The following is a 25184-nucleotide window of genomic DNA, read 5'->3' as shown; positions in this document are numbered from 1 at the left end:
CCAAGTCCTCACTCGTACCTCGTTCCGGGCTTTATGCTACAGTCGGGTTTAAGTGGCCACAGTAATGCTACTATTTTTGTTTTTATAGCAAATTGCAAAAAAAGGGTTTTTAGCCACGGAGACACAGATCAACACGGAATAGCTTTGGCACATGATGCCTAACCCAGATTCATCAGCACAAACCTTTGTATCTAAACGGAATGGAAGCGGCATCCTTTTGCTGTCACCCTGAGCGGAGTCGAAGGGCAGCAAAAGATATAGCGAACAGCCCGACCGGAGCCTCCCGATGAAATACTGACTTACCTTTTCACATCATTAATCTATCTTTTTCACTCATCGAAACCTTTATTACCTTATCCTGTTAATTTATGCGGCTGCTTTCTTGTGAAGATAAAAACAACATCATAACTTAGCTGCCGACCAACTTATTTTCATAACAACCATGAGCCATTTTAATGATTTTAATAATGCGCAGGTAGCCAAATTGCCCAATCATTTAAAGCAATTTATTGTTGCCCAGAATTACGAAAAATATACACCGATCGATCAGTCCGTTTGGCGTTATGTAATGCGCCAGAATTACAGTTACCTTAAAAATGTTGCTTATTACCCATACATAAAAGGTTTACAGCGTGCCGGTTTAAGCATTGAGCATATCCCCGATCTGCAGACCATGAACGATAACCTGGGCAAAATTGGCTGGGGAGCCGTAACGGTTGATGGTTTTATTCCGCCTGCAGCTTTTATGGAATATCAGGCTTACCGTGTGCTGGTAATTGCTGCAGATATTCGCCAGATTAACCACATCGAATATACGCCCGCGCCTGATATTATACACGAAAGTGCCGGGCATGCGCCAATTATTGCCGATACCGATTACAATAACTACCTCAGCTATTTTGGATCTATTGGTGCAAAAGCCATGTTTTCGGCAAAGGATTTCGAACTTTACGAAGCCATCAGGAAACTTTCTATTTTAAAGGAAGCCGTAGATGCTGATGAATTTCAGATTGCCAAAGCAGAAAAAGAATTACGCTACATTAGCGAGAATATGGGCGAACCATCCGAAATGGCACTGCTTGGCCGTTTACACTGGTGGACAGTTGAATATGGCCTGATCGGCACTTTGGAGAACCCCAAAATTTATGGTGCGGGATTACTCTCTTCCATCGGAGAAAGTGCAACCTGTATGCAGGATGATGTGGCAAAACTCTGGTATAATATTGATACGATCAATTATCAGTACGATATTACCAAACCACAGCCACAGCTTTTTGTTACCGAAACTTTTCAGAACCTGATTGATGTACTGGAAGAGTTTGCAGATACTATGGCTTTTAGAAAAGGTGGATCGGAAAGCATCATGAAAGCCATTGCCTGTAAAAACGTAGCTACTGCGGTATACAGTTCGGGCTTACAGGTAAGCGGCGTATTCACCGATATGGGCATTAACCCAGATGATGAGGTTACCTTTATTAAAACCACAGGAGCATCGGCATTGGCTTTTAATGGCAAACAATTGGCAGCCCATGGAAAAGATTACCATGCAGATGGTTTTTCATCACCTGTTGGCCGTTTAAAAGATGCAGCAAAAGCGTTGGAAGATTACAATACAGAGGACCTGGAATCTATCGGTATTATTTTAGGCGCTGAAACAGTACTTTTATTTGAAAGCGGGATTAAAGTAGCCGGTACTGTTAAAGATATCATCGTTAAAGCTGATAAAGTTATATTAATTGCCTTTAGCGGTTGTATAGTTACCGAAAGTAATGGAAATATACTGTTCAAACCCGAATGGGGCACCTATGATATGGCTGTTGGCGAAAAAATCGTATCAGTATTTAACGGCGCTGCAGATAAAGATGCTTATGAAGAGATTACGCTCATCAGCGGGGAGAAAACACACCAGATTAGCTACGATGATAAAACCCTAAAACTGCATGCGTTATATAAAGTGGTAAGGGAGATTAGGGAAAGTGGCGAAAAACAGGAAGAACTTGACCAAATTTTTGAACAGTTGAAAACCGATCACCGTCAGGATTGGCTTTGCGCACTTGAAATTCTCGAAATTATATACCACAAAAAAATCTATCACCAATTGGAAAAAGAAATCCAGATATACCTCGAAATTAAGGCAGGCAAAGAGTTAGATCATACGAAATTGATCAATGATGGTTTGCATGTGATTAAAAATCCGGTGAGCCAACTGCTGGTAGAAGATTGATATCGTCCTCGTTTGTAACGGGGACGGATGAGATTCACATTTGTAATGTGATGTATCTTATTCGAAAAACAAGTTTTTTTTAATTAAACTTGACCATGAATCAGCGATAAAATCGCTGTTCTCGATAATCCTCGTTACAAACGAGGACTATGTTATCTTTACAACAATTTTTAACATTTTTTAATGAACATTATAATTACAGGTGCAAGCAGCGGAATCGGTTTCGAAACGGCTTTAGAATTTAGCTTACATAAAGAAAATAAGATTGTTGCCATTGCCCGTTCGGCCGATAAATTGCGCAAACTGCTCGAAATAGCGAGGGGTATTAACCCAGATTGCACACTTTTACCGGTTGAATTCGATATCGTAAACGACGATTACGCAGCATTGGTCCCTTTTTTAAAAGAACGTTTGGGAACAATTGATATTCTGATCAACAATGCGGGAGCATTGATTAATAAACCTTTTTTAGAAACCACAGAGATCGATCTGGGCGAAATGTTGCAGAGCAATGTGATCTCGCATTTCAGGATGATCCAAAATCTTTTGCCTTTAATGCAAAGCGGCAGCCATATTGTAAATATTGGCAGCATGGGCGGCTTTCAGGGTAGCGTTAAATTTCCGGGATTATCGGCTTACTCGGCGAGTAAAGCAGCATTGCATACCTTAACCGAATGTTTAGCTTTTGAATTGGCCGAAACTGGGATCAAGATCAACTGCCTGGCATTGGGATCAGCACAGACAGAAATGTTGGAAGCTGCTTTTCCTGGATACCAAAGTCCGGTGATGGCTTTCGAAATGGGAAAATACGTAGCCGATTTTGCAAAAACCGGACATAAGTTCTTTAACGGTAAGATTTTACCTGTTGCCGTTACTACACCATAATATGATAATTTTTAGTAATTTACACATGTAATCTAAAAACTAAAAAAAATCTATGGAAACAAAATCTCCCTTTGAATCAAATTCTCCTTTTCAAACCGCGGACAATGGAAAAAATGCGGCTATAGTAAGCTACTTTTGGTTTATCGGATGGATAATTGCTTATTTCGCCATGTATAAAGATAACAAGACTGAGTTAAGCCGTTATCATTTAAAACAGACGCTGCTATTCCATTTGGTATCCACTGTTTTGAGCTGGGGTTTAAGCTTATTTTTAATCCCGGTAATTTTTGCAACAGGTTTTGGTGGCAGTTATTATATTCTCCGCGTTATTCAGGTTGTACTTTTTGTATTTTGGATTATCGGATTAATTGCCGCAATCCAAGGGCAGAAGAAACCTATTCCATTAATTGGCGATAGGGCACAAACTATGTTCCCAAGTATCTAACAGAACCAAATATTTTATTTAAGGTCTGGGCATTTTGTCCAGACTTTTTTGTTTTAACTCATTTTCAACATTTTAATCGACTTTAGATATTTTTTATATCTTTGGTTCCAACATATGAAGAAAATAATACTTGCCATTTCGTTTCTCATTTTGTCTGCCACGGCAGGAAAAGCCCAAACAACCATCTTACCCGCACAATACCAGGAATTGGTAAAGCAATTGGTTGCCAACCTCCCAAAAACTGCAACGGTTACCGAAAATACCAATCAAACAAACTCCACTTCACTTATCGATTTTGCAAAAAGCATGTTGGGGATTCCCTATCGCTATGCTACAAGCAACCCAAAAGTTGGTTTCGATTGCTCAGGTTTTGTAAGTTATGTGTTCAGTAATTTTGGTTTTAAGGTTCCCCGTTCTTCACGCGAATTTCGCTACGCAGGTAAAGAAACCAGTTTAGAAAATGCAAAAGTTGGCGATGTACTGATTTTTACCGGCAGTAATTCAAGGGTACGAAGAATTGGTCATGTTGGCATTGTTTATTCTATTGATGAAAACGGGATCAAATTTATCCACGCTTCTTCGGGTAAGGCACATCAGGTAACCATTACCGATCTTGATGGCCATTATAAAGCCCGTTTCATGAAAATTGTAAGTATTCTTTAGTTACTTTTTATACTTCCACATTCTCGTTTTACCTTCTGCAAGCCATACCAGGGTGGTTTCTAATCGTTTTAACCTTGTAGCTTCTGTTTTGGCTTCTTCGAGCCACATGATATAATCTTTTTTATTGGATGGACTAAAATTCTGGAAAACGGCTAAGGCTTCGGGATCCTCATTTAAAGCCTCCATAAAATATCCGGGAACAATGAGTTCCTTCTTTTCAGTAGATTTTGGCTTTGGTGGTAATTTTATATTGTCCTCATTCAATTGGATAGCCTGCTGGATATAAGCAATAAGGATTTCGTTAGCTGGCAGATCATCGAAAGATGTTATTTTACCCAACCATCCCATTGCATCACTACGTTCTTTAAAAATGCCGTATTCATCCTCCATTAACGAACCTTTCCAAAAACCAAAAGCACAATGATTTTTGAACGATGCCATGTGGCAAACGGTACCTTTATAATCAAAAAAGGGCATTCCCCATTTAATTTTTTCCTCAATCCGGGCATCGGCCTGATGAACCAGATTTCTTAAATGATCTAAAATCGGAATGGCAAATTCGGCCGAATTGATGATGTATTGATCTACCTGAACAAGGGTATGCATGGCTAAAAGTTTAGGTTATTAAATTTAAAGCAAAACAATCTTTAATGCAAGTTCAACTTCGCCAACATCCAGAAATTTCTTCGCCAGTTCGTGCAGTTCCCTTTCGCGGTTTGTACTATCGCCAATAGTGGCATCAAGCACTTCTTTTACATCGGTATGGGTACTGATCAGGTCTATTTCTTCGTCGCTTGGTAAATGTTCAACATTGCCCAACATACCCAGATCGTTGCCTGTTAACACCTTAGAAAGGCGGACTGATTGCGGCAAACGGTCAACACCTATTCCTAATTTTGCGAGGGGCTTTGCAACTTTAAACAGGTTATCGTTTGTAACCCTGCAATACCAATCGCCTCCCAAACGTGCAACCAGATCTATTTTATGCTGATCGATCCTGCCATTTTCGTCCAAAATATCTTCGTTAACGTGGATCAGCTTTATTTCGGCCAAAATCAGGTTTCCTGCACCATGATTATCCCCTAATGAAATTACATCATTTACCACACATTCAAACTGTACCGGCGCTTCGGCAACCCTGGGTGGCTTAACTAAATCTGATTTCAGCATGGTAAAACCGGCTTTTTCGAACTCATTTACACCTTTGGCGTATTCGGTACTGGCCAGGCTCATCTGCTGCACCATATCGTAATTAACAATATTGATTACACACTCTTTAACCTGATGGACATTTTCTAAAGTATGTTTAGTGGTATTATCGCGCACCCGCCTTGCAGGAGAAAAAACACAGATCGGCGGATTGGTACTGAACATATTAAAGAAACTGAAAGGGCTTAAATTGATATTCCCTTCGGCATCTATAGTAGAGGCAAAACAGATCGGCCTGGGCGCAATGGCATATTGCAGGTAGTTTTGGAGCTCTACAGGGGTTAAATTGGAGGTGTTTAAGGTTAGCACGGATAGTTCATTGTTAAAAAGTTGGAATGTTTTAATGTTGGAATGTTTTGGACGCACAATCAAGCGAGCGGTATAGTTTAAAGGTTGAAAGGTTTTAATGTTCTCAATGCATAATCAAGCAAACGATACAAGTTAAATGTTGGAAGATTCGAACATTAGGAAGTTAAAAGCATAGCGAACAGCAATAAGCTAAAAATCATGTTCCTCTTTTAAGAGCTTTCTTTTTCTTTTCAAAGTCCTTTAGGTAATCTATGAACCTTTTAGTTTTGGATGAAAATTCAATGCATTTATCGTAAAGAAATTTATAATCAGCATTAGAAAGTTTTTTGGCTTCTTCCAATATGATAATTTTATTTCTAAACTCACCCGACGAACCTTTTGCATAAACTAAAAAACGGATGAAATCTGGATTGTTGTTATATTCAAATCCTTCGGCTACATTATCAGACATTGACATGGCTGCTCTTCTAAATTGATCTTTTAATCCAAAATCCGATTTCATCGGTTCTAAATCCGAAATCCTGTAAGCCTCAACCCCAACCTGTTTGGCTAATTGCCAAATTTCTAAATCTTCAAATTTTTCAACTTTTGCCATTATTAAAATCGTATAAATTAAAATATTCTAAAATATAATTAATTTATAATCAGAGCCCTAAAACTCTACAAGATTTCTGCCTTAATGTCAAAAAAAATATAACTTTTTAACCTTTTACAATATGCTAAACAACACATCCAAAACATTTAAACTTTTCAACCTTACAACATCCTAAACATCACGCCTGGAACATTCAAACTTTCCAACCTTACAACATTAAACCTTTTTCTTCAAAGCTAAAATCGAAAAATCCGTATCGGCCTTTGTAATGGTGTTGGTTAAAGCGCCTAACCCCGTAATTTCCATTTCAACAACATCGCCAGGCTGTAGCCATTGTACTTTATAATCGGGGTCGTTAAGTAGGCCTGTACCGTTCAATTCAAGAAAACAACCTGTTCCCACTGTTCCCGAACCGATTACATCACCCGGAAGAATATCGGCGCCATAAGCACAGCGTTCGATAATTTCGGCAAAAGTCCAGTCCATATCTGCAGCGTTTCCTTTCGAAACTTCGATACCATTTACCCTGCAGGTCATTTTAAGATCGTATGCGTTGCCCACATGTCCTTCTTTAGGTGCAACTTTATATTGTAAAAGTTCATCTGGGGTAACCAACCACGGACCGATCACAGTAGAAAAATCTTTCCCTTTGGCAGGCCCCAAATTCAACAGCATTTCTTCCATTTGCAGTGTACGGGCGCTCATATCGTTCATTACCATATACCCTGCAATGTATGCATCAGCCTCAGCCGCCTTTATATTTCTTCCTTTTTTACCGATAACAACTGCCAGTTCCAATTCAAAATCGAGTTTATCAAAATGATCCGGCATACATTCAATTTCGCCTGTACCCTGGATAGCGTTATGGTTGGTAAAATAAAAGATCGGATATTCGTCGAACTGTGGGATCATATCAACCTTTCTGTTCCTACGGGCCGCAGCCACGTGCTGACGGAATGCGTATCCATCACGGCAACTGGTAGGATGCGGAACAGGAGCCAGGATCTCATAAAAAATTTCTTCCTTTGCGTTTAAACTTCCTTCTTTAATCTGGTCATCAACACGTTTTGCCCTTTCCATCAATACCTCTCCACCCTGCAAAAACTCGTTCATGTTATCGGGAATCAGCTTATCGCAGCTATTTAAGTTATAGATATGTCCATCTACAAACACACCAAGATGCTCTCTGTCTTCGGTTTTATAGGATACTAATTTCATATATCATTTGGTTAAATACGCGGTAAAGCTAAGCAATTAGGCTATTCAAAATCAAACTTGTTCCGTATTATTTTAACACGGTATATTGTTGAAGGTTTGGTTTGATAAGCGGAAAATCTTTTGGCTGCAGGTTTTTGTACCGTTTTTTATTGGAGAGTAAATTACCGATCAACAATCCGCCCGATACCCCTACAGGTACGCCCGCGGCAATGAGTACAACCGATCCTACCAATTTATCGCTTTTAACGGCTAATACAAAAAAGGTAAGTCCGCCAGCGATAGCCAATGGTGCTACAATTCCCCTGCGATGGATGGATATCGCGCTGATGCTATCAGCGCTAATTTTTATCGTGTCCTTCCGGTTCCTGATAATAGTCATGCCATCATCCGAAACGGCATAAAAAATACCTCTTGTGGCATTTCCGCTCCGATCAACAACCCTAACATTGTATTTGGCCTTGTGCTGTGCAAAACCAGTGTAACTCAACGCAAAAAAAACCAGGAATGTAAAAATAAATTTCATTGGGATAGTGCTATAAATAAGTAATTAAAGGTAATTAAAATTTCAAGTTTTAAATAAAATACTTACCTTGGCTGCATTAAAACCATGATCTTAAAAGCATTACATATTAACCTTGTTAACGACGCCATCGCTGCACGCCGTTATAAGATGCTATCCAAGCTGATCATGGCCCAATATTCTCTGTAATTTACTTACCCTTTCTTTTTAATTGAAACGCATTTGCGTTTTGATTGTTTATTCATTAGGATTTTTTTCTTTCTAACCATAACATCATTTTATTATGCCTATTTATCACAAATTAGGGCAAATTCCAGCTAAACGCCACACGGTTTTCCGTAAACCCGACGGAAATCTTTATGCCGAGGAATTGGTATCGACCGAAGGTTTTTCCAGTTTATATTCGCTGGTTTACCATTGCCATCCGCCAACCATTGTAAAAAGCCTGGGCGAACCGTATAGTGTAGAGCCCAAAATTGCACGCGAGAAACATTTAAAACACACCAGCCTGATCGGTTTTAATGTTAAACCGGAAGATGACTTTTTAAAAAGCCGTAAACCGGTATTGGTAAATAGCGATCTGCATATTGTTTTGGCCGCACCAAGAAAGTCAATGACTGATTATTTTTATAAAAACAGTCAGGCCGACGAGATGATCTTTATACACGAAGGTTCGGGGAAACTGAAAACGGGCTTTGGTGAAATTAAATTTGCATATGGCGATTACCTGATCATTCCAAGAGGAACCATTTACCAGATGGAATTCGATAACGAACAGAATAGGTTGTTCATTGTGGAAAGTTTTAGTCCGTTAAGACCCCCTAAAAGATACTTAAATCAATTTGGTCAGTTAATGGAGCATTCGCCTTATTGCGAGCGTGATTTAAGATTACCCGAAAACCTGCAAACACACGATGAATATGGCGATTTTAAGGTATTGATCAAAAAGCAGGGTTTAATTTACCCATATACTTACGGTACACATCCCTTTGATTATATAGGCTGGGATGGATACCATTACCCTTACGCTTTCTCGATCCACGATTTTGAGCCGATAACAGGCCGCTTGCACCAGCCACCTCCGGTACACCAAACTTTTGAAGGACATAATTTTGTAGTCTGCTCTTTCGTACCACGTAAATACGATTATCACCCTGATTCCATACCTGCACCTTATAACCATAGCAACGTAGATAGCGACGAAGTGCTTTATTATGTTGATGGCGATTTTATGAGCCGCAAAAGTGTGGTTAAAGGACAGATTACATTACACCCAGGCGGTATTCCCCACGGCCCACACCCCGGAACAGTTGAAAAATCAATCGGAAAGGAAAAAACAGATGAGTTAGCGGTAATGATCGATCCTTTTAAACCCCTAATGCTTACGCAGGATGCATTGGATATTGAAGATGAGAATTATCACAAAAGCTGGCAGGAAGGATAGGTTTTAGTCCTGAGTCTATAGTCCGAAGTCGGAAGACCGGGGTCCGAAGATTAGGGCGGTTAAACAACACTCAATCCGAAGTCGGAAGACCGGGGTCCGAGGTTAAGAGCAACTGTACAACGCTAAAAGCTTTCAACATTTAACATTACAATAAAGAACAACAACGTTGAAACTTTACAACCTTCAACATTTCAACATTTAACAACAACACATCCGACTTCGCCCCCCCCGGCCTCGGACTTAATAAAACAACAAATGGAAACACAAACATTCGCAGAAAAAATAGCTAAAGCACCAGATTTTCTGCCTATCAATGGAACAGATTATATTGAATTTTATGTGGGAAATGCCAAGCAGGCTGCCCATTATTACAAAACCGCTTTTGGTTTCCAGAGTTTGGCCTATGCCGGACCGGAAACGGGCGTTCGCGATCGCTCATCGTATGTATTGCAGCAGGGAAAAATCAGGTTGATTTTAACTACAGCATTAAAATCGGATCACCCGATTTCGGAGCATGTTAAAAAACATGGCGATGGGGTAAAAGTATTGGCACTTTGGGTTGATGATGCTTACAGTGCATTTGAAGAAACCACTAAACGTGGCGCCAAACCATACATGGAACCTAAAACCTTAACGGATGAGTACGGTGAGCTTAAAATGAGCGGCATTTACACTTATGGCGAAACGGTACACATGTTTATCGAGCGTAAAAATTACAAAGGAACATTTATGCCGGGTTACCGCGTTTGGGAAAGCGATTATCAACCCGCTGATGCAGGCCTTTTATACATCGATCATTGTGTGGGCAATGTGGGCTGGAACCGTATGAACGAGGCGGTGCAATGGTATGAAGATGTAATGGGTTTTGTGAATATTTTATCGTTTGATGATAAACAGATCAACACAGAATATTCTGCTTTGATGAGCAAGGTAATGAGTAATGGTAACGGTTATTCGAAATTCCCGATCAATGAGCCTGCAGAGGGTAAAAAGAAATCGCAGATTGAAGAATACCTCGAATATTATGAGGGTGAAGGTGTACAGCATATCGCTGTGGCTACAAAAGATATCGTAAAAACCGTTAGAGAATTAAAATCGCGTGGTGTAGAATTTTTAAGCGCTCCACCCGAGGCTTATTATGATATGATGCCGGAACGCGTAGGTAAAATTGACGAAGAAATATCTTTATTGGAAAGCCTGGGCATTTTAGTCGATTGTGATGAAGAAGGTTACCTTTTACAGATTTTTACCAAACCAGTTGAAGACCGCCCTACCCTTTTCTTTGAGATTATCCAGCGTAAAGGTGCACAGAGTTTTGGGGCAGGAAATTTTAAAGCGCTTTTCGAATCGTTAGAACGCGAGCAGGAATTAAGAGGGAATTTATAACAATTCGTCATCTCGAGCGGAGCACAGTGTAGTCGAGAGATCTATAATACAATATTTTCTTTGTAGATCTCTCCATTTCGCTGCGCTTCAGTCGAGATGACGATTTTTCGTTTACAACACCTCCCCTAAGTGTTTATAATTCGATTTTACCGTATCCAAAACCTCACCCATTTTACCGCCAAGCATCAATTTGGCCATCGATTCCGTCATACCTTTTATCTGTGCCCATTCTATTTTTGGTGGCATGGCCAAAGCATTCGGGTTGGTGAGAATATTTAATAAAACAGGCCCACTTTCGGTTAGGGCATGGCTGATTGCTGTTTCAACTTCTTCGGGTTTGGCCACCGTTATTCCTTTAAAACCCATGGCCTGAGCAACCAGGGCAAAATCCGGGTTAACCATATCTGTTTCATTATCGGGCAAACCGTCAACTTCCATTTCCAGTTTCACCATTCCGAGGGCCCTATTGTTAAAAACAATCAGTTTTATGGGCAAATTGTATTGTTTAATGGTAGCCAGATCGCCTAAAAGCATCGATAAACCACCATCTCCGCAAAGCGCAATTACCTGCTGTTGCGGGTGGGCCAGCGCCGCACCAATAGCCATTGGCATGGCATTGGCCATAGAGCCATGGTTAAAAGAACCCAGCATTTTACGTTTGCCTGTTCCATCAATAAAACGCGCTCCCCAAACACAGCACATTCCGGTATCAACCGTAAAAATGGCATCATCAGTTGCCAAACGGTTAATCGTATCGGCTACAAATTCGGGCTGAATCTTGTTTTCTTCGCCCTGATCTTCAACATAAACCTGTTGGCGCTCTTTAACTTTCTGATAAAATTCCAGTTGCGATTTTAAAAAGCTTTCATCTTTCTTTTCGGTAATGAGCGGCAACAATGCTTTGATCGAATCGCTGATGTTTCCACATAAACCCATGGCAAGTTTTGCCCTTCGCCCCAAACGTTCAGGTTTCTCATCAATCTGTACAACCTTATTTTTTACAGGCATAAAGTTTACGTACGGAAAATCAGTACCCAGTAAAAGCACTACATCTGCTTCATGCATGGCATGGTAACCCGATGGTTGGCCCAAAAGTCCGGTCATGCCTACTTCGTAAGGATTATGATATTGAATTCCCATCTTACCCCTGAACGAAAAACCCACAGGAGCTTTTAATTTAGCGGCAAGTGCGACCACTTCATCGTGTGCTTCGGCGGCACCTATGCCACAATAGAGCATAATTTTCTTTTCGCCATTAAGTAAAGTAGATAAATCGTTCAATTCCTGATCAGAAGGGCGGATAACCGGCTTGTTGTTGAACAGCTGCATAGAAGTTACACTTTCTACTGCATCCATCTGTGCCACATCGCCAGGCAAACCGAACACCGCCACCCCTTTTTTATGAATGGCATGTTGAACAGCCGTTTGAAACATCCGTGGTGCCTGTTCGGCAGTGGTAGCTACCTGATTATAGTAACTGCAATCGTCGAATAATTTTATGGTATTGGTTTCCTGAAAAAAGTCCATTCCAAATTCCCCTGTAGGGATGGTTGATGCAATGGCAATTACCGGAACATGGGAACGATGTGCATCGTATAAACCATTAATTAAATGCACATGCCCCGGACCACAACTACCGGCACAACAGGCAATTCCATCAAGCTCGGCTTCGGCCGCTGCTGCGAAAGCACCAACCTCTTCGTTGCGTACATGGATCCACTTTATTTTGTCATTTCTTCTTACAGCATCGTTAAAATAATTCAAACTGTCTCCGGTAACGGCATAAACTCTTTTTACACCAACCTCAACCAGCATTTCTACCAATTGTTCTGCAACGTTTTTACCCATGAAAGTATTTTTTAATGAGGGATTTTATATACCTAATAAATAACCGAAGCGGGGATATTGTTTTAAAGTAAATGCAGAAAAGAAATTGATATACCCACCGCAATAATTAGACTATCAATTGTAACATAAGTAAGGCTATATCAGTAGGATGAAGTTTTCTTCACTAAAACTTCATAAATGAAGTGCACCTTTGAAATAACAAAACACGAAGCGATTTCAATTTTGTTAAATTCTAAAAACTCATAATTAGTTTTTTAGTTTTCCGGTTACCCTTATCTGATACCTCATGTATTGCAAAATACATGAGGTTTTTTTGTTAAATTAGCTAATATATACCTATCCTATAAGTTATGAAAAGCAAATTGAGTACAATTCTAATTTCAACGCTATGTTTATTTAATTTTGGTTTCACTCAGGCAAAATCAACTGTTCCCAGCTATTTTTCAGAAAAAGAGTTTAATAGTTTCTTTCCGCAGCGGAATAAATTTTACAGTTACGCTTCATTGAGTAAAGCCATTTTGGCCATGTCTTTTATTAAAATCAAGATAGAAAAACGTGGCGACTGGATTTATAAAATCACCAGGACCGATAAAAGGAATAATAAAGAAACCGTTATCAGGCAGGATAAAGACTGGAACGAAACCTGGGCAAAAGCAAAACCCTACAGCATTTTAAATATAGATTATGCTGATTTTGGAGCTTCAAAAGATAATAATGTAAACAAGAAAGAACTTGCAGCACTGTTTGCACATATTGCCCACGAAACCCGCAATGGTATCAACAATAAATATAATGATGGTTTAATGCTTAACCACGAATTGCATACCAGTGCGAATTATGTTGTTGCCAATGTTAATTATCCGGCTGTAGCCTTGAGAAAATATTATGGCCGTGGTCCTATTCAAATCAGTTACAATAGTAATTATGGTTTTGCTTCTGATTGTATTTTTGGTGATAAAAACATCCTGCTCAAAAACCCCAACCTGGTTGCCACTAATGCAATAACCGCATTTGAAACAGCGATTTATTTCTGGATGACGCCCCAGGGTGCAAAACCATCGCCACATGATGTAATTACTGGTAAATGGAAACCTACTGCAGCAGAAACACAAAAGGGATACAAAGCGGGTTTCGGTATGACGATCAACATTGTGAACGGAGCATTAGAATGTAATAAAGGGACCGAAATGCCTGCCATGAAGAACAGAATCGGCTTTTATCATTACTTTTTGAAAAAGCTTAATGTTACAGATGCCAATTGTTATTGCGATTGTGCTAAAATGGAGCCTTATCCGGGTTAAGAGGTTGAGTTTTTCCTCGCGTTGCCGTCATGATGTCCCGAATTTTCGGGATCAGCATCTTTCACGCTATAAAGACCCTGAAATAAATTCAGGGTGACGACTACTCATGTTTACTCCGTACTTTCTTTAAGCATTTGGTACAGATCTGTTGCGCCACCATCAAATTTGGTTCCGTTTACATAAAATGATGGGGTGCCGTTTACGCCGCTGCGCATACCACTATCAAAATTATCTTCAATTTTGGTTCTGATTTCTTCCGAAGCACTATCTTTCTGAAATTGCTCCAGATCCAAACCTATTGTTTCGGCCAGCTCATCAAATAAATCAGCATTTAAACGGTACTGGTTTTCGTAAAGTGCATCGTGCATATCCCAAAATTTGCCCTGTAAAGCTGCTGCTTCTGCCGCAATTGCTGCCGGAAAAGCATATTCGTGCGCATTGGCCAAAGGAAAATGACGGAAAACAAATCTGATCTGATGACCAAATGTTTCCTCAATTTCTTTCATAATGGGATAAGCATCACCACAGAACGGACATTGGTAATCGCCAAACTCTACTATGGTAATACTTGCTGAATCATCACCTTGAATATGATCCTGATCGTTTATCTCGGGTTTTAATGTGCTCATCTTATTTCTTGCTTAATTCTTCCAATGCCTCTAAAATACCATCAGCGCCAGGATTAACGGCTATAGGAGATAAATAACTCCAGGCAATTTTGCCTTCTTTATCAATTACGAAAAGTGCTCTTTTACTTTCGCCAACTTCTTCATCGTACACACCATAAGCTTTAGAAACCGCACCTTTTGGTTCAAAATCAGCCAATAGCGGAAAATGTAATTTTCTATTTTCTTCGAAAGCCACATGGCACCAAACACTATCAACTGAAACACCAAAAATCTGTGCATCATATTTACTAAAATATTTAAGCATTTCGTTGTAAAGGGCCATTTGATCGCTGCAAACCGGACTCCAGTCTGCGGGATAAAAAGCCAGGATTACATTTTTACCTTTAAAATCTTTAAGTTTTATTTTTTGATCAGGGGTAGCATTCAATTCGAAATCTGGTGCTATAGCGCCTTTTTCTAACATATCCGGGAGTTTAGATTTAAATCATTTATTAATTAACAGTATAGCCTAAGTGTTGTTTGGGGTTTGGGATAAAAGCTTAGCCTAATTTTTGCCTTTTGATTAAATAAGACTGGAGGATGGGATAAAAACCTTCGTTCATGTCGGCATCAATCAGATCGATTTTATATTGGGCACATTTCAGGGCAATCTGTTGCCGGTAACTGGAAACCGCAGCTGTGTAATTATCTTTTACCTGGTTGGTATGTACCTTGATGGTTTCGCCGGTTTCCATATCGATGAACTGGTACGGACGGTTTTCAAAATTAAAATCAACTTCTTTTGATTGATCAACCACGTTAAAAACCACTACTTCATGTTTATTGAATTTTAAATGCTGTAAGGCATCAAAAAATTCGTCTGTTTTATCGGCACTCGTCTGCGTGTTAAACAGGTCGCTAAAAATAATTACCAGAGAGCGTTTATGGATCAGTTCTGCTACCTGATGCAAAGCCTCACTTAAATTGGTCTGTGCATTTACCTTTGGTTTATGCAACAGTTCTTCCAGTTGGGTAAATAGATATTTCTGGTGTACAGTGGTCGATTTTGCCGGCGAATTCAACAGTATTTCATCTGTAAATAAGCTCAATCCAAAGGCATCACGCTGTTTCTTTAACAGGTACATTAAAGATGCCGCAGCCTGTATGGAGAAAATCAACTTGTTATTTTTAGGTTCCGGAAAATACATTGATGAGGAAACATCAATCACAAACTGGCAACGCAGGTTGGTTTCTTCCTCAAAACGTTTGCTGTAAAGTTTATCGGTTTTGGCGTATAATTTCCAATCGATATTTTTAACATTATCGCCGTTATTATATTGGCGGTGCTCTGCAAATTCTACCGAAAAACCATGGAAAGGACTTTTATGCAGGCCTGTTATAAAACCTTCTACCACTTGTTGGGCAAGCAATTCTAAATTACCATAGCTTGTTTCGTTCTCGTAGTTTACAACCTGCATATGGTAAAGCTAATAAAAGATTTATTAAAAAAGTAACCAAGACTTCCGAAGTTTCAAAAGGTGAAGCGCAGATCTTAAAAACCTATCAGGTTTTTGAAACCTGATAGGTTTGGGAGTATAATAAAAAAGACCTCGCAGGTCTTAAAAACCTGCGAGGTCTGAGCATCATTTTAGCTTAAAATTACTTTTTCGCTATCCTATACAAATGTCCGTTATCGGTTACCGAATAAAGCGCACCGTCTTTACCTTCAACCATATCGCGGAAACGCTCGCTTTTACCTTCCAGCAACCTTTCTTCGCCAACAATTTTATCATCTTTAATTACCAAACGGATAATGTGCGAACCGCCCAAACCGCCAACAAATAAATTGCCTTTCCACTCGGCTATGCTGTTGCTGTTATAAAAAGCAATACAACCAGGCGAGATACTCGGGTTCCAGTAATAAACCGGTTGTTCCATGCCTTCTTTCTGTGTAATGCCATCACCCACTTTTTTACCGCTATATTCTGTTCCGTAAGTAATAATTGGCCAGCCATAATTTTTGCCCGGTTTAATGATATTTACTTCATCACCACCTTTGGGGCCAAATTCGGCTTCCCATAAATCGCCTGTTGTGGGGTTAATGGCCAAACCATCAGGGTTACGCAATCCGTAGGCATAAATTTCAGGTCGCGCATCGGCATTAGCTGCAAATGGTCCGTTGGCAACCGCTTTCCCATCTGGAGTAAGGTGTAAAATTTTACCTAAAGAAGAATTTAGATATTGCGCCTGGATCCTGATATCGTTACCCGAACGTTCGCCCGTACTTACAAATAAGTTTCCGCTTTTATCAAAAACAATTCTCGATCCGTACTGAAGTTTACCGGTATAAGCCGGTGTAGCACGGTAAATAATGGTCTGGTTTTCGACAGAAGTTTCGTTAGCAGCCAGTTTGCCTTTGGCAATGGCCAATAAAACGCCTTCTTTCTGTGGCTCTGAATAAGCCCAGTAAATCATTCTGTTTTTTGCAAAGTTCGGATCTAAGGTTACATCCAGTAAGCCACCCTGACCGGATGGATCTACCTTTGGTAAGCCTGTAATCTTTTTGCTCAATTTTCCATCGGGGGTAAGGATCACCATGGTGCCCTGTTTTTGGGTAATCAGGAAACCACCGTTCGGAAGCACCGAAATTGCCCATGGGTTTTCGAGTTTTTCGTTAATGATCGAAATGTCTAAAGGGGTTTTGGTTTTGATGCCAGCAATCCTTGTCTGCCCGGCAAAAGCTGGCTTAAAATCGGCAGAAGGTTCGTTGGTTTCAACAGGATTCTGCGCCTCCACACACGAAATGTTTACACAATTGAGGGCCAAACCCGTTAATAAAATACCTAAAGTTTTATTCTTAAATAAGTTGGTAGACATGTTTTGAGTTTTTTAAATAAAGAAACAAAATTATTTTGCAATAAAAAAACCCAAATCCATCAGATGAACTTGGGTTTTAAATATGTTACAAGCCTTTGGTCTTTCACCTTTTGGCTTTAAGCTTAAATTAAGCTAATTGCTTGTTTAATTTATCTGCTAAAATTGATTTTGGAACAGCACCAACTTGTTTATCAACAACCTGACCGCCTTTAAAGTATAATAAAGCCGGAATGTTGCGGATACCAAACTGCATTGAAATTTGAGGGTTGTTATCAACGTTTACTTTTCCAACTACCGCTTTACCATCGTATTCTTTAGCGATTTCTTCTACTACTGGACCAACCATGCGACAAGGGCCACACCATTCTGCCCAAAAATCTACTAATACGGGTTTATCTGATTTTAATACAAGCTCCTCGAAGTTTGCATCTGTGATTTCTAATGCCATAACTAATTTTTTTTATGTTCAAATATATGTATTCAATTGTAATGCCAACACATCTGTAATGTCAATTTGACATTATGCAAACTCTTTTATCCGTACGTCACCCTGAACTTGTTTCAGGGTCTATCTTTATTAAGATGCTGAAATAAATTCAGCATGACGCTCTGAGGGCGTCCAAACCTTAGTTAAGCTTGTAATTTACAACATTCATTCCCATTAATTGTTCCAGGAACTTGTTATTTGGGTTTATTTTTAAATTTTTTGAAGGTAAATCGAGCATAATCTGTTTTTCGCTATCAAAAACGGCGAAGTTAAGTTGGCAGTTCTGTTGCTCAGAATTTACCTTATTGTCTGCTAATATCGCTTCAATTTCTCTCATTAGCTGATCGTTAACCCGCTCGATAGGCACCTGAATGGTTAAACTTTTGGCCAATTTATCACGCAGTTCGGACATGAGGTTAATTGCCGTGATCTTAAATTCCCAATCGCCGGCCTTACCAAAACGTTCGCCTACCCTACCCCTGATCTGTAAGAAATAACCTTCGGTTAAAAACGATTTAAATTTTAGGAAATCCTCCCCAAAAAGGGCCATTTCACTGGCATCATCGTAATCTTCGAAAACAAAAGTACCGAAGGGTTTACCAGTTTTGGTAATCCGCTGCGATGCAGTTACTACCAGGCCACCTACGCAGAGTTCGCGGTTTTTCAGTTTCTCAAATTCGGCAAGTACTTCTTCATTACTATCTCCCATGCGTACCTTGTTGATGATACTGAGCTGCCTAACACCGTGAGTACAGAATTTATCGAGTTCGAGTTTATAGTTATCCAACGGGTGACCGGAAAGGAAAATCCCGATGGCATCTTTTTCATATTTCAATCTGTCCATCAGGGCCCATTCTGGCGAAACAGGCAAACTTGGCTCTAAAATAAGATCGGCTTTAGATCCACCGAACAGCGAAGCCTGCGATGTACTTTCGTTATTCTGGAAATCGTTGGCATATTTGATAATTTTCTCAATGCCGTTCATCTTATCGTTCGGGCCGATATAGAAATACTGTGCCCTGTGCCCGCCAAAAGCATCAAATGCACCGCTGTACACAAAACTTTCGTAAGCCTTTTTGTTTACGATGCGGGTGTTAGAACGTTTTGCAAAATCGTAAACACTGGCATAGTGCCCATTGCCTGTACGTTCTTCAATAATACTTTCTACCGCTTTTTCGCCCACACCTTTAACGGCCGACATTCCAAAACGAACTTCGCCTTTGGCATTAACCGAGAATTTCAGGTCAGATTCGTTTACATCCGGACCTAACACGGTAACACTCATCTGGCGGCATTCTTCCATAAAGAAAGCCACCTGTTTGATATCACTCATGTTGTTGGATAGTACCGCAGCCATATATTCGGCAGGATAATGTGCCTTTAAATAAGCGGTTTGGTAAGCAATCCAGGCATAACAGGTAGAGTGCGATTTATTGAAAGCATAGGATGCAAATGCTTCCCAATCTTTCCATATTTTCTCTAAAGTTGTAGCATCGTGCCCTTTTTCGGCCGCCTGCTTTACAAATTTAGGTTTCATTTTATCCAGTACGTCTTTCTGTTTTTTACCCATCGCCTTACGCAGTACGTCGGCCTCACCTTTGGTAAATCCGGCCAGTTTCTGCGATAAAAGCATTACCTGCTCCTGATAAACAGTAATACCATAAGTTTCTTTCAGGTATTCTTCGCAGGCATCCAAATCGTATTTAATTTCTTCCTCACCGTTTTTACGGCGTACGAAACTTGGAATATACTCCATCGGCCCCGGACGGTATAATGCGTTCATGGCAATTAAATCGTCGAAAACCGTTGGTTTAAGCTCTTTCATGTACTTCTGCATACCCGGACTCTCGTACTGGAAAATCCCGATGGTTTCGCCACGCTGGAAAAGCTCGTAAGTCATTACATCATCAATCGGGAAATTATCCGGATTAAGGTCGATACCATGCCTTTTCTTCACCAGTTTTACGGTATCCTTGATCAGGGTTAATGTTTTTAACCCCAGGAAGTCCATTTTTAATAAACCAGCGCTTTCTACAACCGAGTTATCAAACTGGGTAACATATAAATCAGAATCTTTGGCAACCGAAACCGGAACAAAGTTGGTAATATCGCTAGGCGTAATAATTACCCCACAGGCGTGGATACCCGTATTCCTTAACGATCCTTCTAAAACCTGCGCCTGCTGGATGGTTTCGGCGCTCAAATCTTTTAGGCTCCCTAAATTTTTGAGTTCCACAACCTTTTCATACTCATCGGGCCGTAAAGCATCTTTTAAACTCTTTTCATCGAGGGTAAAAATTTTGGCCAGCTTCATGTTCGGGATCAGCTTCGCAATTTTATCCGCCTCAAACAAAGGCAGATCCAATACACGGGCCGTATCGCGGATGGATGATTTGGCGGCCATGGTACCGTAAGTAATAATCTGAGCTACCTGGTTGGCGCCGTATTTATTGATTACATAATCCATTACCCTGCCACGGCCCTCATCATCGAAATCGATATCTATATCGGGCATGGAAACCCTATCCGGATTTAGGAAACGCTCAAAAAGGAGATCATATTTAATGGGGTCGATGTTCGTGATGCCCAAACAATAGGCCACGGCCGAACCCGCAGCCGATCCCCTGCCCGGCCCTACCGATACATCGAGGTTACGCGCTTCGGCAATAAAATCCTGCACAATCAGGAAGTATCCCGGATAACCTGTTTTCTCGATGGTGGCCAGCTCGAAATCCAATCGCTCCGTAACATCATCTGTTAAGGTTCCATAGCGGCGTTTTGCCCCTTCGTAGGTTAAATGTGCCAAAAACTTGTTCTCCCCACGTTTTCCACCATCTGCTTCATCTTCGGCAACCAAAAACTCCTCAGGAATATCGAATTTAGGTAAGAGTACCTCACGGGCAAGTTTGTAAATTTCAATTTTATCAAGAATTTCCTTGATATTCAGGATCGCTTCGGGCAGATCGGCAAAAAGCGCCTTCATTTCATCACCCGATTTGAAATAATATTCCTGATTGGGTAAACCGTAACGGTAACCACGGCCACGGCCGATCGGAGTGGCCTGCTTTTCGCCATCTTTTACACACAATAAAATATCGTGCGCATTGGCATCCTTCTTATTTACATAATAGGTGTTATTGGTGGCAATAAGTTTAACGGCATGTTTATTGGCCAGGGCAATTAAAGTTTCGTTTACACGGTCTTCATCTTCCTGGTTGTGGCGCATTACCTCAACATAAAAATCATCACCAAATTGCGCTTTCCACCAAAGCAAAGCTTCTTCTGCCTGATTTTCGCCCAGGTTTAATATTTTATTTGAAATCTCACCGGAAAGGTTTCCGGAAAGCACAATGATATCTTCCTTATACTGTTCAATTACCTGCCTATCAATACGCGGAACGTAATAAAAGCCTTTTGTATAGGCAATAGACGACATTTTGGCCAGGTTATGATAGCCTTTTTTATTCTTCGCCAGCAACACCATCTGGTAACCGTTATCTTTTGCTGTACGATCCAGGTGGTTATTACAAACAAAAAATTCTACCCCAACAATCGGTGTCATTACCACTTCGGTTGGTCGTTCACCAGCTTCAATTGCAGCAGCGTTTTTAGCTTCAGCCGCTTTGTTATGGTTTAAAACGTTGTTAACAAAGTGGAAAGCCCCCATCATATTGGCATGATCCGTCATCGCTACCGCCGGCATTTTTTGCGCAGCTGCTGCTTTTACCAGATCAGGAATGCTAATGGTACTCTGCAGTACCGAAAACTGGGTATGGTTGTGCAAATGCACAAAAGTTGCCGCAGCAAGTTCCTGTTTATTGCCTGCAAGCGCCTGTTTGGAAATCCCCGAACCTTCTGCTTTTTGCTGGCGTTTGCGGATTTCATCAGAAGCAGCCTTTAAATTGATGTGCTGCAAGCCAACACCTTCGATCAGGCCTGGGTTTACTTCCCTAAAACGGGGGAAATATTCTACATCAACCTGTAGTTCTTCTTTTTTAAAAACCTCTCTTTTTACCAGCTCCAAAAAACAGCGGGTAGTGGCCTCAACGTCGGCAGTTGCGTTGTGCGCCTCGCTAAACGGCACGCCAAATAAATAAGAATGCAGCTCGGTTAAGGTTGGTAGTTTAAACCTTCCGCCCCTACCACCGGGTAACTGTAACAACTGGGCGGTAACTTCGGTACAGGTATCTAAAACAGGCATTTCGGCCAAACGGTTGGCTACACCAAAACGGTGGAACTCGCAGCCCATAATGTTAACATCGAAGCCAACATTTTGCCCTACAATAAATTTTGCCCTGTTTAAAACTTCGTTAAACTTGGCCAGCATTTCATCAAACCCAATCCCCTGCTCTGCTGCAAGTTCGGTAGAAATACCATGGATTCTTTCGGCATCGTAAGGAATATTAAAACCCTCCGGTTTAACCAGATAATCCTGATGTTCAACCAATCGCCCCATCTCATCGTGCAATTGCCATGCAATCTGTATACAGCGCGGCCAGTTATCCGTATCGGTAATCGGTGCGTTGTAATTGCGGGGCAAACCCGTGGTTTCAGTATCAAAAATTAAGTACATATTGTGCCGTAAAGAATCAGCCGTTGTAGAATAATAACGGTTCTTCAAAAATAGGGAATTTGAGGGTTGAAGTTGTCAGGATTTTATCAACAAAATGTGGTATACAAACCTATCAGGTTTTAAAAACCTGATAGGTTTAAAACAGGTTTGCGCTCGTTTCCAAACGAGTGCATAAATAGCTAAACGATTTTATCGTTTTTAAAAGACAAATTATTCAACGCCAGATTTTTCTTTTTTTTTGGAAATGTAAGGTTCAGTTTTTCATCGGGGGCTTCAGTCCTGCTATCCCTTCAAGCCTTGCTCATACTTCGCTACGGGCTTTTCGTTCTATCAGGTTTATTGAACAAAGCCAGTTGTTTTACAAACCTCGCAGGTTTAATTCGGGATGTTTATTTTTTTAAGGCCTCATTGAGGGCTTCGCCGTTTAAAAACCTGCTAGGTTTGTAGCAACAGATCAAGAAAATCTAAAAATGTTCCTGACTTACCAGATCACTCACCTCGTAACCTTTTTGCCGGCACCTTTCTATAATATGTACCAATAAATCGGCTTCCATTTTCGGTTCGCGGGCCATAATAAAAAGGTATTTTTCATCGGGATGCCCTACCACTACATAACTATAATCAGCAGCCAGTTCAATCACCCAGTATCCGATTTTAAAAGGCCATAAAAACTGGGCCTTCATATCTCCACCGGCTTTTTCATTATCAAAAAACAGTTTCGAGGTAATCGATCTTTCTTCCGGTTTTCCATCCTTGTGGTAGGTGGTATATACATCGAAATGATCATCATCAGCCAAGGTATAGGTTTCAGTAGTCTGTTTCCAATGTTTATCCAATAGTGTTGGAATGGAGTATAAAGAATACCATTTGCCCTCAAAGGCTTTATAATCAATATTTGAAATCGGTTTATTTTCCATTGCAATAGATTTCAATCAATAACCAGCAGATCGGAAATAAAGTTTTAATTATAATCGACCAACTATTGCCTGCCACCATCAATTGCTGTATGTACAGCATCAATATGCTCCACTGAGCGTAGCGAAAGAACCATATTTCCAGCGAATTTAAAATGTACAGAACAGGTCTGTAAGTCAATCAAATTGACTAAATTTTGAAACAAATCGCAGCTGTTTAGCGTAAAGATTATCTACGTCATGATAAAACCTGAATTTCCATTCGTTGCCATACCGTTCTGCTAAAATATTTTCAGTAATCCGGTTATTAGTCTCTACACTATCTCTAAGCCAATCAGAAACCATGCATCCGCCCACCGTTTTAAATTTAAAACCATATTGCTTGGCGATAACCGTTTCGGTCAGCTGTTTTTCGAAATCAGGCAATCCATATACCAGCATAACAAGCTCGTGATGATGCTCTTTCTTATCTTTTTTCTTCAGTTTACAACCAGACATATTAAAAATCAACAATACTAAAAAAAGTATTCTCATAAATGGCCTTTAATATTAAGATGCGGCATGTTTTTATTTCCATAAATATAATTGAGTTTTGAAAAGCATTTTTAAACCTTATATTTATTTCTACCTTCGATGGATATTTAACGATGAGCAAACCAAAAAAATATAATATATGAAAGTAACGGTTGTTGGTGCAGGCGCAGTTGGCGCTACTTGTGCAGATAATATTGCCCGCAAAGAATTGGCGAACGAGCTTGTTTTATTGGATATTAAAGAAGGTTTTGCCGAAGGCAAGGCAATAGACATGATGCAAACTGCCACGCTTTTAGGCTACGATACCAAAATTGAAGGTGTAACGGGCGATTACAGCAAAACCGCTGGTTCGGATGTAGTTGTAATTACTTCGGGCCTGCCTCGTAAACCGGGTATGACCCGCGAAGAACTGATCGGCATTAATGCAGGTATCGTAAAAGGCGTTGCCAAAAATATTTTAGAATTCTCTCCAGAGGCCATCTTCATCGTAATCAGTAATCCGATGGATACCATGACCTACCTGGCATTAAAGTCATTGGGCTTGCCTAAAAACCGCATCATTGGTATGGGTGGCACATTAGATAGTTCACGTTTCAAATTTTATTTATCGCAGGCACTAAACTGCAACCCTAACGATTTACAGGGTTTTGTAATCGGCGGTCACGGCGATACTACAATGATCCCTTTAACCCGTTTGGCTACCTACCAAAGTTTACCGGTAAGCAATTTACTGGATAAAGCTACACTTGATAAAGTTGCTGCAGATACGATGGTTGGTGGTGCAACCTTAACCGGATTGATCGGAACTTCTGCCTGGTACGCACCTGGTGCGGCTGGAGCAGCATTGGTTGAAGCCATTTTACGTGATGAGAAAAAACTATTTACCTGCTGCGTTTCACTTGAGGGTGAATACGGACAGCATGATATCTGTTTAGGTGTTCCGGTAATTATAGGCCGCAGTGGCTGGGAAAATATCATCGATTTTAACTTAACCGACGATGAGCAGGCGGCATTTAACAAAAGTGCCGATGCAGTAAGAAATATGAACAGTGTACTGGCCGAAATGAAGCTGGTGTAACTTAAAAAAGATCGTCATTTCGAGCGGAGCGCAGCGGAGCCAAGAAATCTACCTCGAGATAGATCT

Annotated in this window: 22 protein-coding genes; 8 read left to right on the top strand and 14 right to left on the bottom strand. The window is 40.4% G+C overall.

Translation table 11 applies throughout. From position 1 onward, the window contains the following. The first annotated feature begins 442 nt into the window (after window positions 1-442). From B2V92_RS17810 to B2V92_RS17795, 4 genes are all read left to right on the top strand, one after another. Window positions 443-2224 (top strand): aromatic amino acid hydroxylase, encoded by a 1782-nt coding sequence (locus B2V92_RS17810; RefSeq protein WP_293310689.1) that lies wholly within the window; start codon window positions 443-445, stop codon window positions 2222-2224. A gap of 183 nt (window positions 2225-2407) precedes the next feature. Next, window positions 2408-3109 carry an SDR family oxidoreductase gene (locus B2V92_RS17805; RefSeq protein ID WP_293310687.1) on the top strand — a complete coding sequence of 234 codons (702 nt, stop codon included), beginning with the start codon at window positions 2408-2410 and terminating at the stop codon, window positions 3107-3109. Window positions 3110-3161: 52 nt separating this feature from the next. Beyond that, window positions 3162-3554 (top strand): DUF4870 domain-containing protein, encoded by a 393-nt coding sequence (locus B2V92_RS17800; protein WP_293310685.1) that lies wholly within the window; start codon window positions 3162-3164, stop codon window positions 3552-3554. A 114-nt stretch (window positions 3555-3668) separates the two neighbouring features. After that, window positions 3669-4217 carry a C40 family peptidase gene (locus B2V92_RS17795; RefSeq protein WP_293310683.1) on the top strand — a complete coding sequence of 183 codons (549 nt, stop codon included), beginning with the start codon at window positions 3669-3671 and terminating at the stop codon, window positions 4215-4217. Here the strand turns inward: B2V92_RS17795 and B2V92_RS17790 are convergent, their stop codons facing one another. The 5 genes from B2V92_RS17790 to B2V92_RS17770 form a co-directional block, all read right to left on the bottom strand. Next, window positions 4218-4823, bottom strand: coding sequence for a YdeI/OmpD-associated family protein (locus B2V92_RS17790; protein ID WP_293310681.1), 606 nt, complete (start codon window positions 4821-4823; stop codon window positions 4218-4220). A 24-nt stretch (window positions 4824-4847) separates the two neighbouring features. Then, window positions 4848-5735 (bottom strand): flavin reductase family protein, encoded by an 888-nt coding sequence (locus B2V92_RS17785; protein ID WP_293310679.1) that lies wholly within the window; start codon window positions 5733-5735, stop codon window positions 4848-4850. Between the two features lie 196 nt (window positions 5736-5931). Continuing rightward, window positions 5932-6330 carry a four helix bundle protein gene (locus B2V92_RS17780; protein WP_293310677.1) on the bottom strand — a complete coding sequence of 133 codons (399 nt, stop codon included), beginning with the start codon at window positions 6328-6330 and terminating at the stop codon, window positions 5932-5934. 216 nt (window positions 6331-6546) lie between these two features. Then, window positions 6547-7548 (bottom strand): fumarylacetoacetate hydrolase family protein, encoded by a 1002-nt coding sequence (locus tag B2V92_RS17775; RefSeq protein ID WP_293310675.1) that lies wholly within the window; start codon window positions 7546-7548, stop codon window positions 6547-6549. Window positions 7549-7615: 67 nt separating this feature from the next. Next, window positions 7616-8071, bottom strand: coding sequence for a hypothetical protein (locus B2V92_RS17770; RefSeq protein WP_293310673.1), 456 nt, complete (start codon window positions 8069-8071; stop codon window positions 7616-7618). 280 nt (window positions 8072-8351) lie between these two features. On the opposite strand from B2V92_RS17770, the gene B2V92_RS17765 reads away from it, so the two are divergent. Both B2V92_RS17765 and hppD read left to right on the top strand, forming a co-directional pair. Then, window positions 8352-9512: a homogentisate 1,2-dioxygenase gene (locus B2V92_RS17765; protein WP_293310671.1), complete on the top strand. Its 1161-nt coding sequence runs from the start codon at window positions 8352-8354 to the stop codon at window positions 9510-9512. A 255-nt stretch (window positions 9513-9767) separates the two neighbouring features. Continuing rightward, on the top strand, window positions 9768-10898 hold the full coding sequence (gene hppD / locus B2V92_RS17760; RefSeq protein WP_293310669.1) for a 4-hydroxyphenylpyruvate dioxygenase: 1131 nt from the start codon (window positions 9768-9770) through the stop codon (window positions 10896-10898). Between the two features lie 111 nt (window positions 10899-11009). On the opposite strand, the gene B2V92_RS17755 is transcribed toward hppD, so the two are convergent. Further along, complete coding sequence (locus B2V92_RS17755; protein ID WP_293310667.1) at window positions 11010-12746, bottom strand: thiamine pyrophosphate-dependent enzyme; 1737 nt, start codon at window positions 12744-12746, stop codon at window positions 11010-11012. Window positions 12747-13096: 350 nt separating this feature from the next. On the opposite strand from B2V92_RS17755, the gene B2V92_RS17750 reads away from it, so the two are divergent. Continuing rightward, a complete protein-coding gene (locus tag B2V92_RS17750) occupies window positions 13097-14047 on the top strand; it encodes a chitinase (RefSeq protein WP_293310631.1) in 951 nt (316 codons plus the stop codon). A 110-nt stretch (window positions 14048-14157) separates the two neighbouring features. On the opposite strand, the gene B2V92_RS17745 is transcribed toward B2V92_RS17750, so the two are convergent. The 8 genes from B2V92_RS17745 to B2V92_RS17710 form a co-directional block, all read right to left on the bottom strand. Beyond that, window positions 14158-14676 (bottom strand): DsbA family protein, encoded by a 519-nt coding sequence (locus B2V92_RS17745; protein ID WP_293310629.1) that lies wholly within the window; start codon window positions 14674-14676, stop codon window positions 14158-14160. A gap of 1 nt (window position 14677) precedes the next feature. Further along, window positions 14678-15139 carry a redoxin domain-containing protein gene (locus B2V92_RS17740; protein ID WP_293310627.1) on the bottom strand — a complete coding sequence of 154 codons (462 nt, stop codon included), beginning with the start codon at window positions 15137-15139 and terminating at the stop codon, window positions 14678-14680. A gap of 76 nt (window positions 15140-15215) precedes the next feature. Continuing rightward, window positions 15216-16133, bottom strand: coding sequence for a DUF58 domain-containing protein (locus B2V92_RS17735; protein WP_293310625.1), 918 nt, complete (start codon window positions 16131-16133; stop codon window positions 15216-15218). 181 nt (window positions 16134-16314) lie between these two features. Next, window positions 16315-17532: a PQQ-dependent sugar dehydrogenase gene (locus tag B2V92_RS17730; RefSeq protein ID WP_293310623.1), complete on the bottom strand. Its 1218-nt coding sequence runs from the start codon at window positions 17530-17532 to the stop codon at window positions 16315-16317. Between the two features lie 127 nt (window positions 17533-17659). Beyond that, a complete protein-coding gene (trxA, locus tag B2V92_RS17725; protein WP_293310621.1) occupies window positions 17660-17980 on the bottom strand; it encodes a thioredoxin in 321 nt (106 codons plus the stop codon). A 178-nt stretch (window positions 17981-18158) separates the two neighbouring features. Beyond that, window positions 18159-22592, bottom strand: a complete 4434-nt coding sequence (gene dnaE / locus B2V92_RS17720) for a DNA polymerase III subunit alpha (RefSeq protein ID WP_293310619.1) — start codon at window positions 22590-22592, stop codon at window positions 18159-18161. 464 nt (window positions 22593-23056) lie between these two features. After that, a complete protein-coding gene (locus B2V92_RS17715; RefSeq protein ID WP_293310617.1) occupies window positions 23057-23509 on the bottom strand; it encodes a lipocalin family protein in 453 nt (150 codons plus the stop codon). Window positions 23510-23683: 174 nt separating this feature from the next. Beyond that, window positions 23684-24040, bottom strand: coding sequence for a hypothetical protein (locus B2V92_RS17710; protein WP_293310615.1), 357 nt, complete (start codon window positions 24038-24040; stop codon window positions 23684-23686). A 139-nt stretch (window positions 24041-24179) separates the two neighbouring features. Between B2V92_RS17710 and B2V92_RS17705 the strand changes: the two genes are divergently transcribed. Continuing rightward, window positions 24180-25118: a malate dehydrogenase gene (locus B2V92_RS17705; RefSeq protein ID WP_293310613.1), complete on the top strand. Its 939-nt coding sequence runs from the start codon at window positions 24180-24182 to the stop codon at window positions 25116-25118. Window positions 25119-25184: the final 66 nt, after the last annotated feature.

The organism is Pedobacter sp. UBA5917 (assembly GCF_002432345.1).
In the GTDB taxonomy this organism is placed as follows: Bacteria; Bacteroidota; Bacteroidia; order Sphingobacteriales; family Sphingobacteriaceae; genus Pedobacter.
This window is presented reverse-complemented; position numbering and strand designations above follow the sequence as displayed.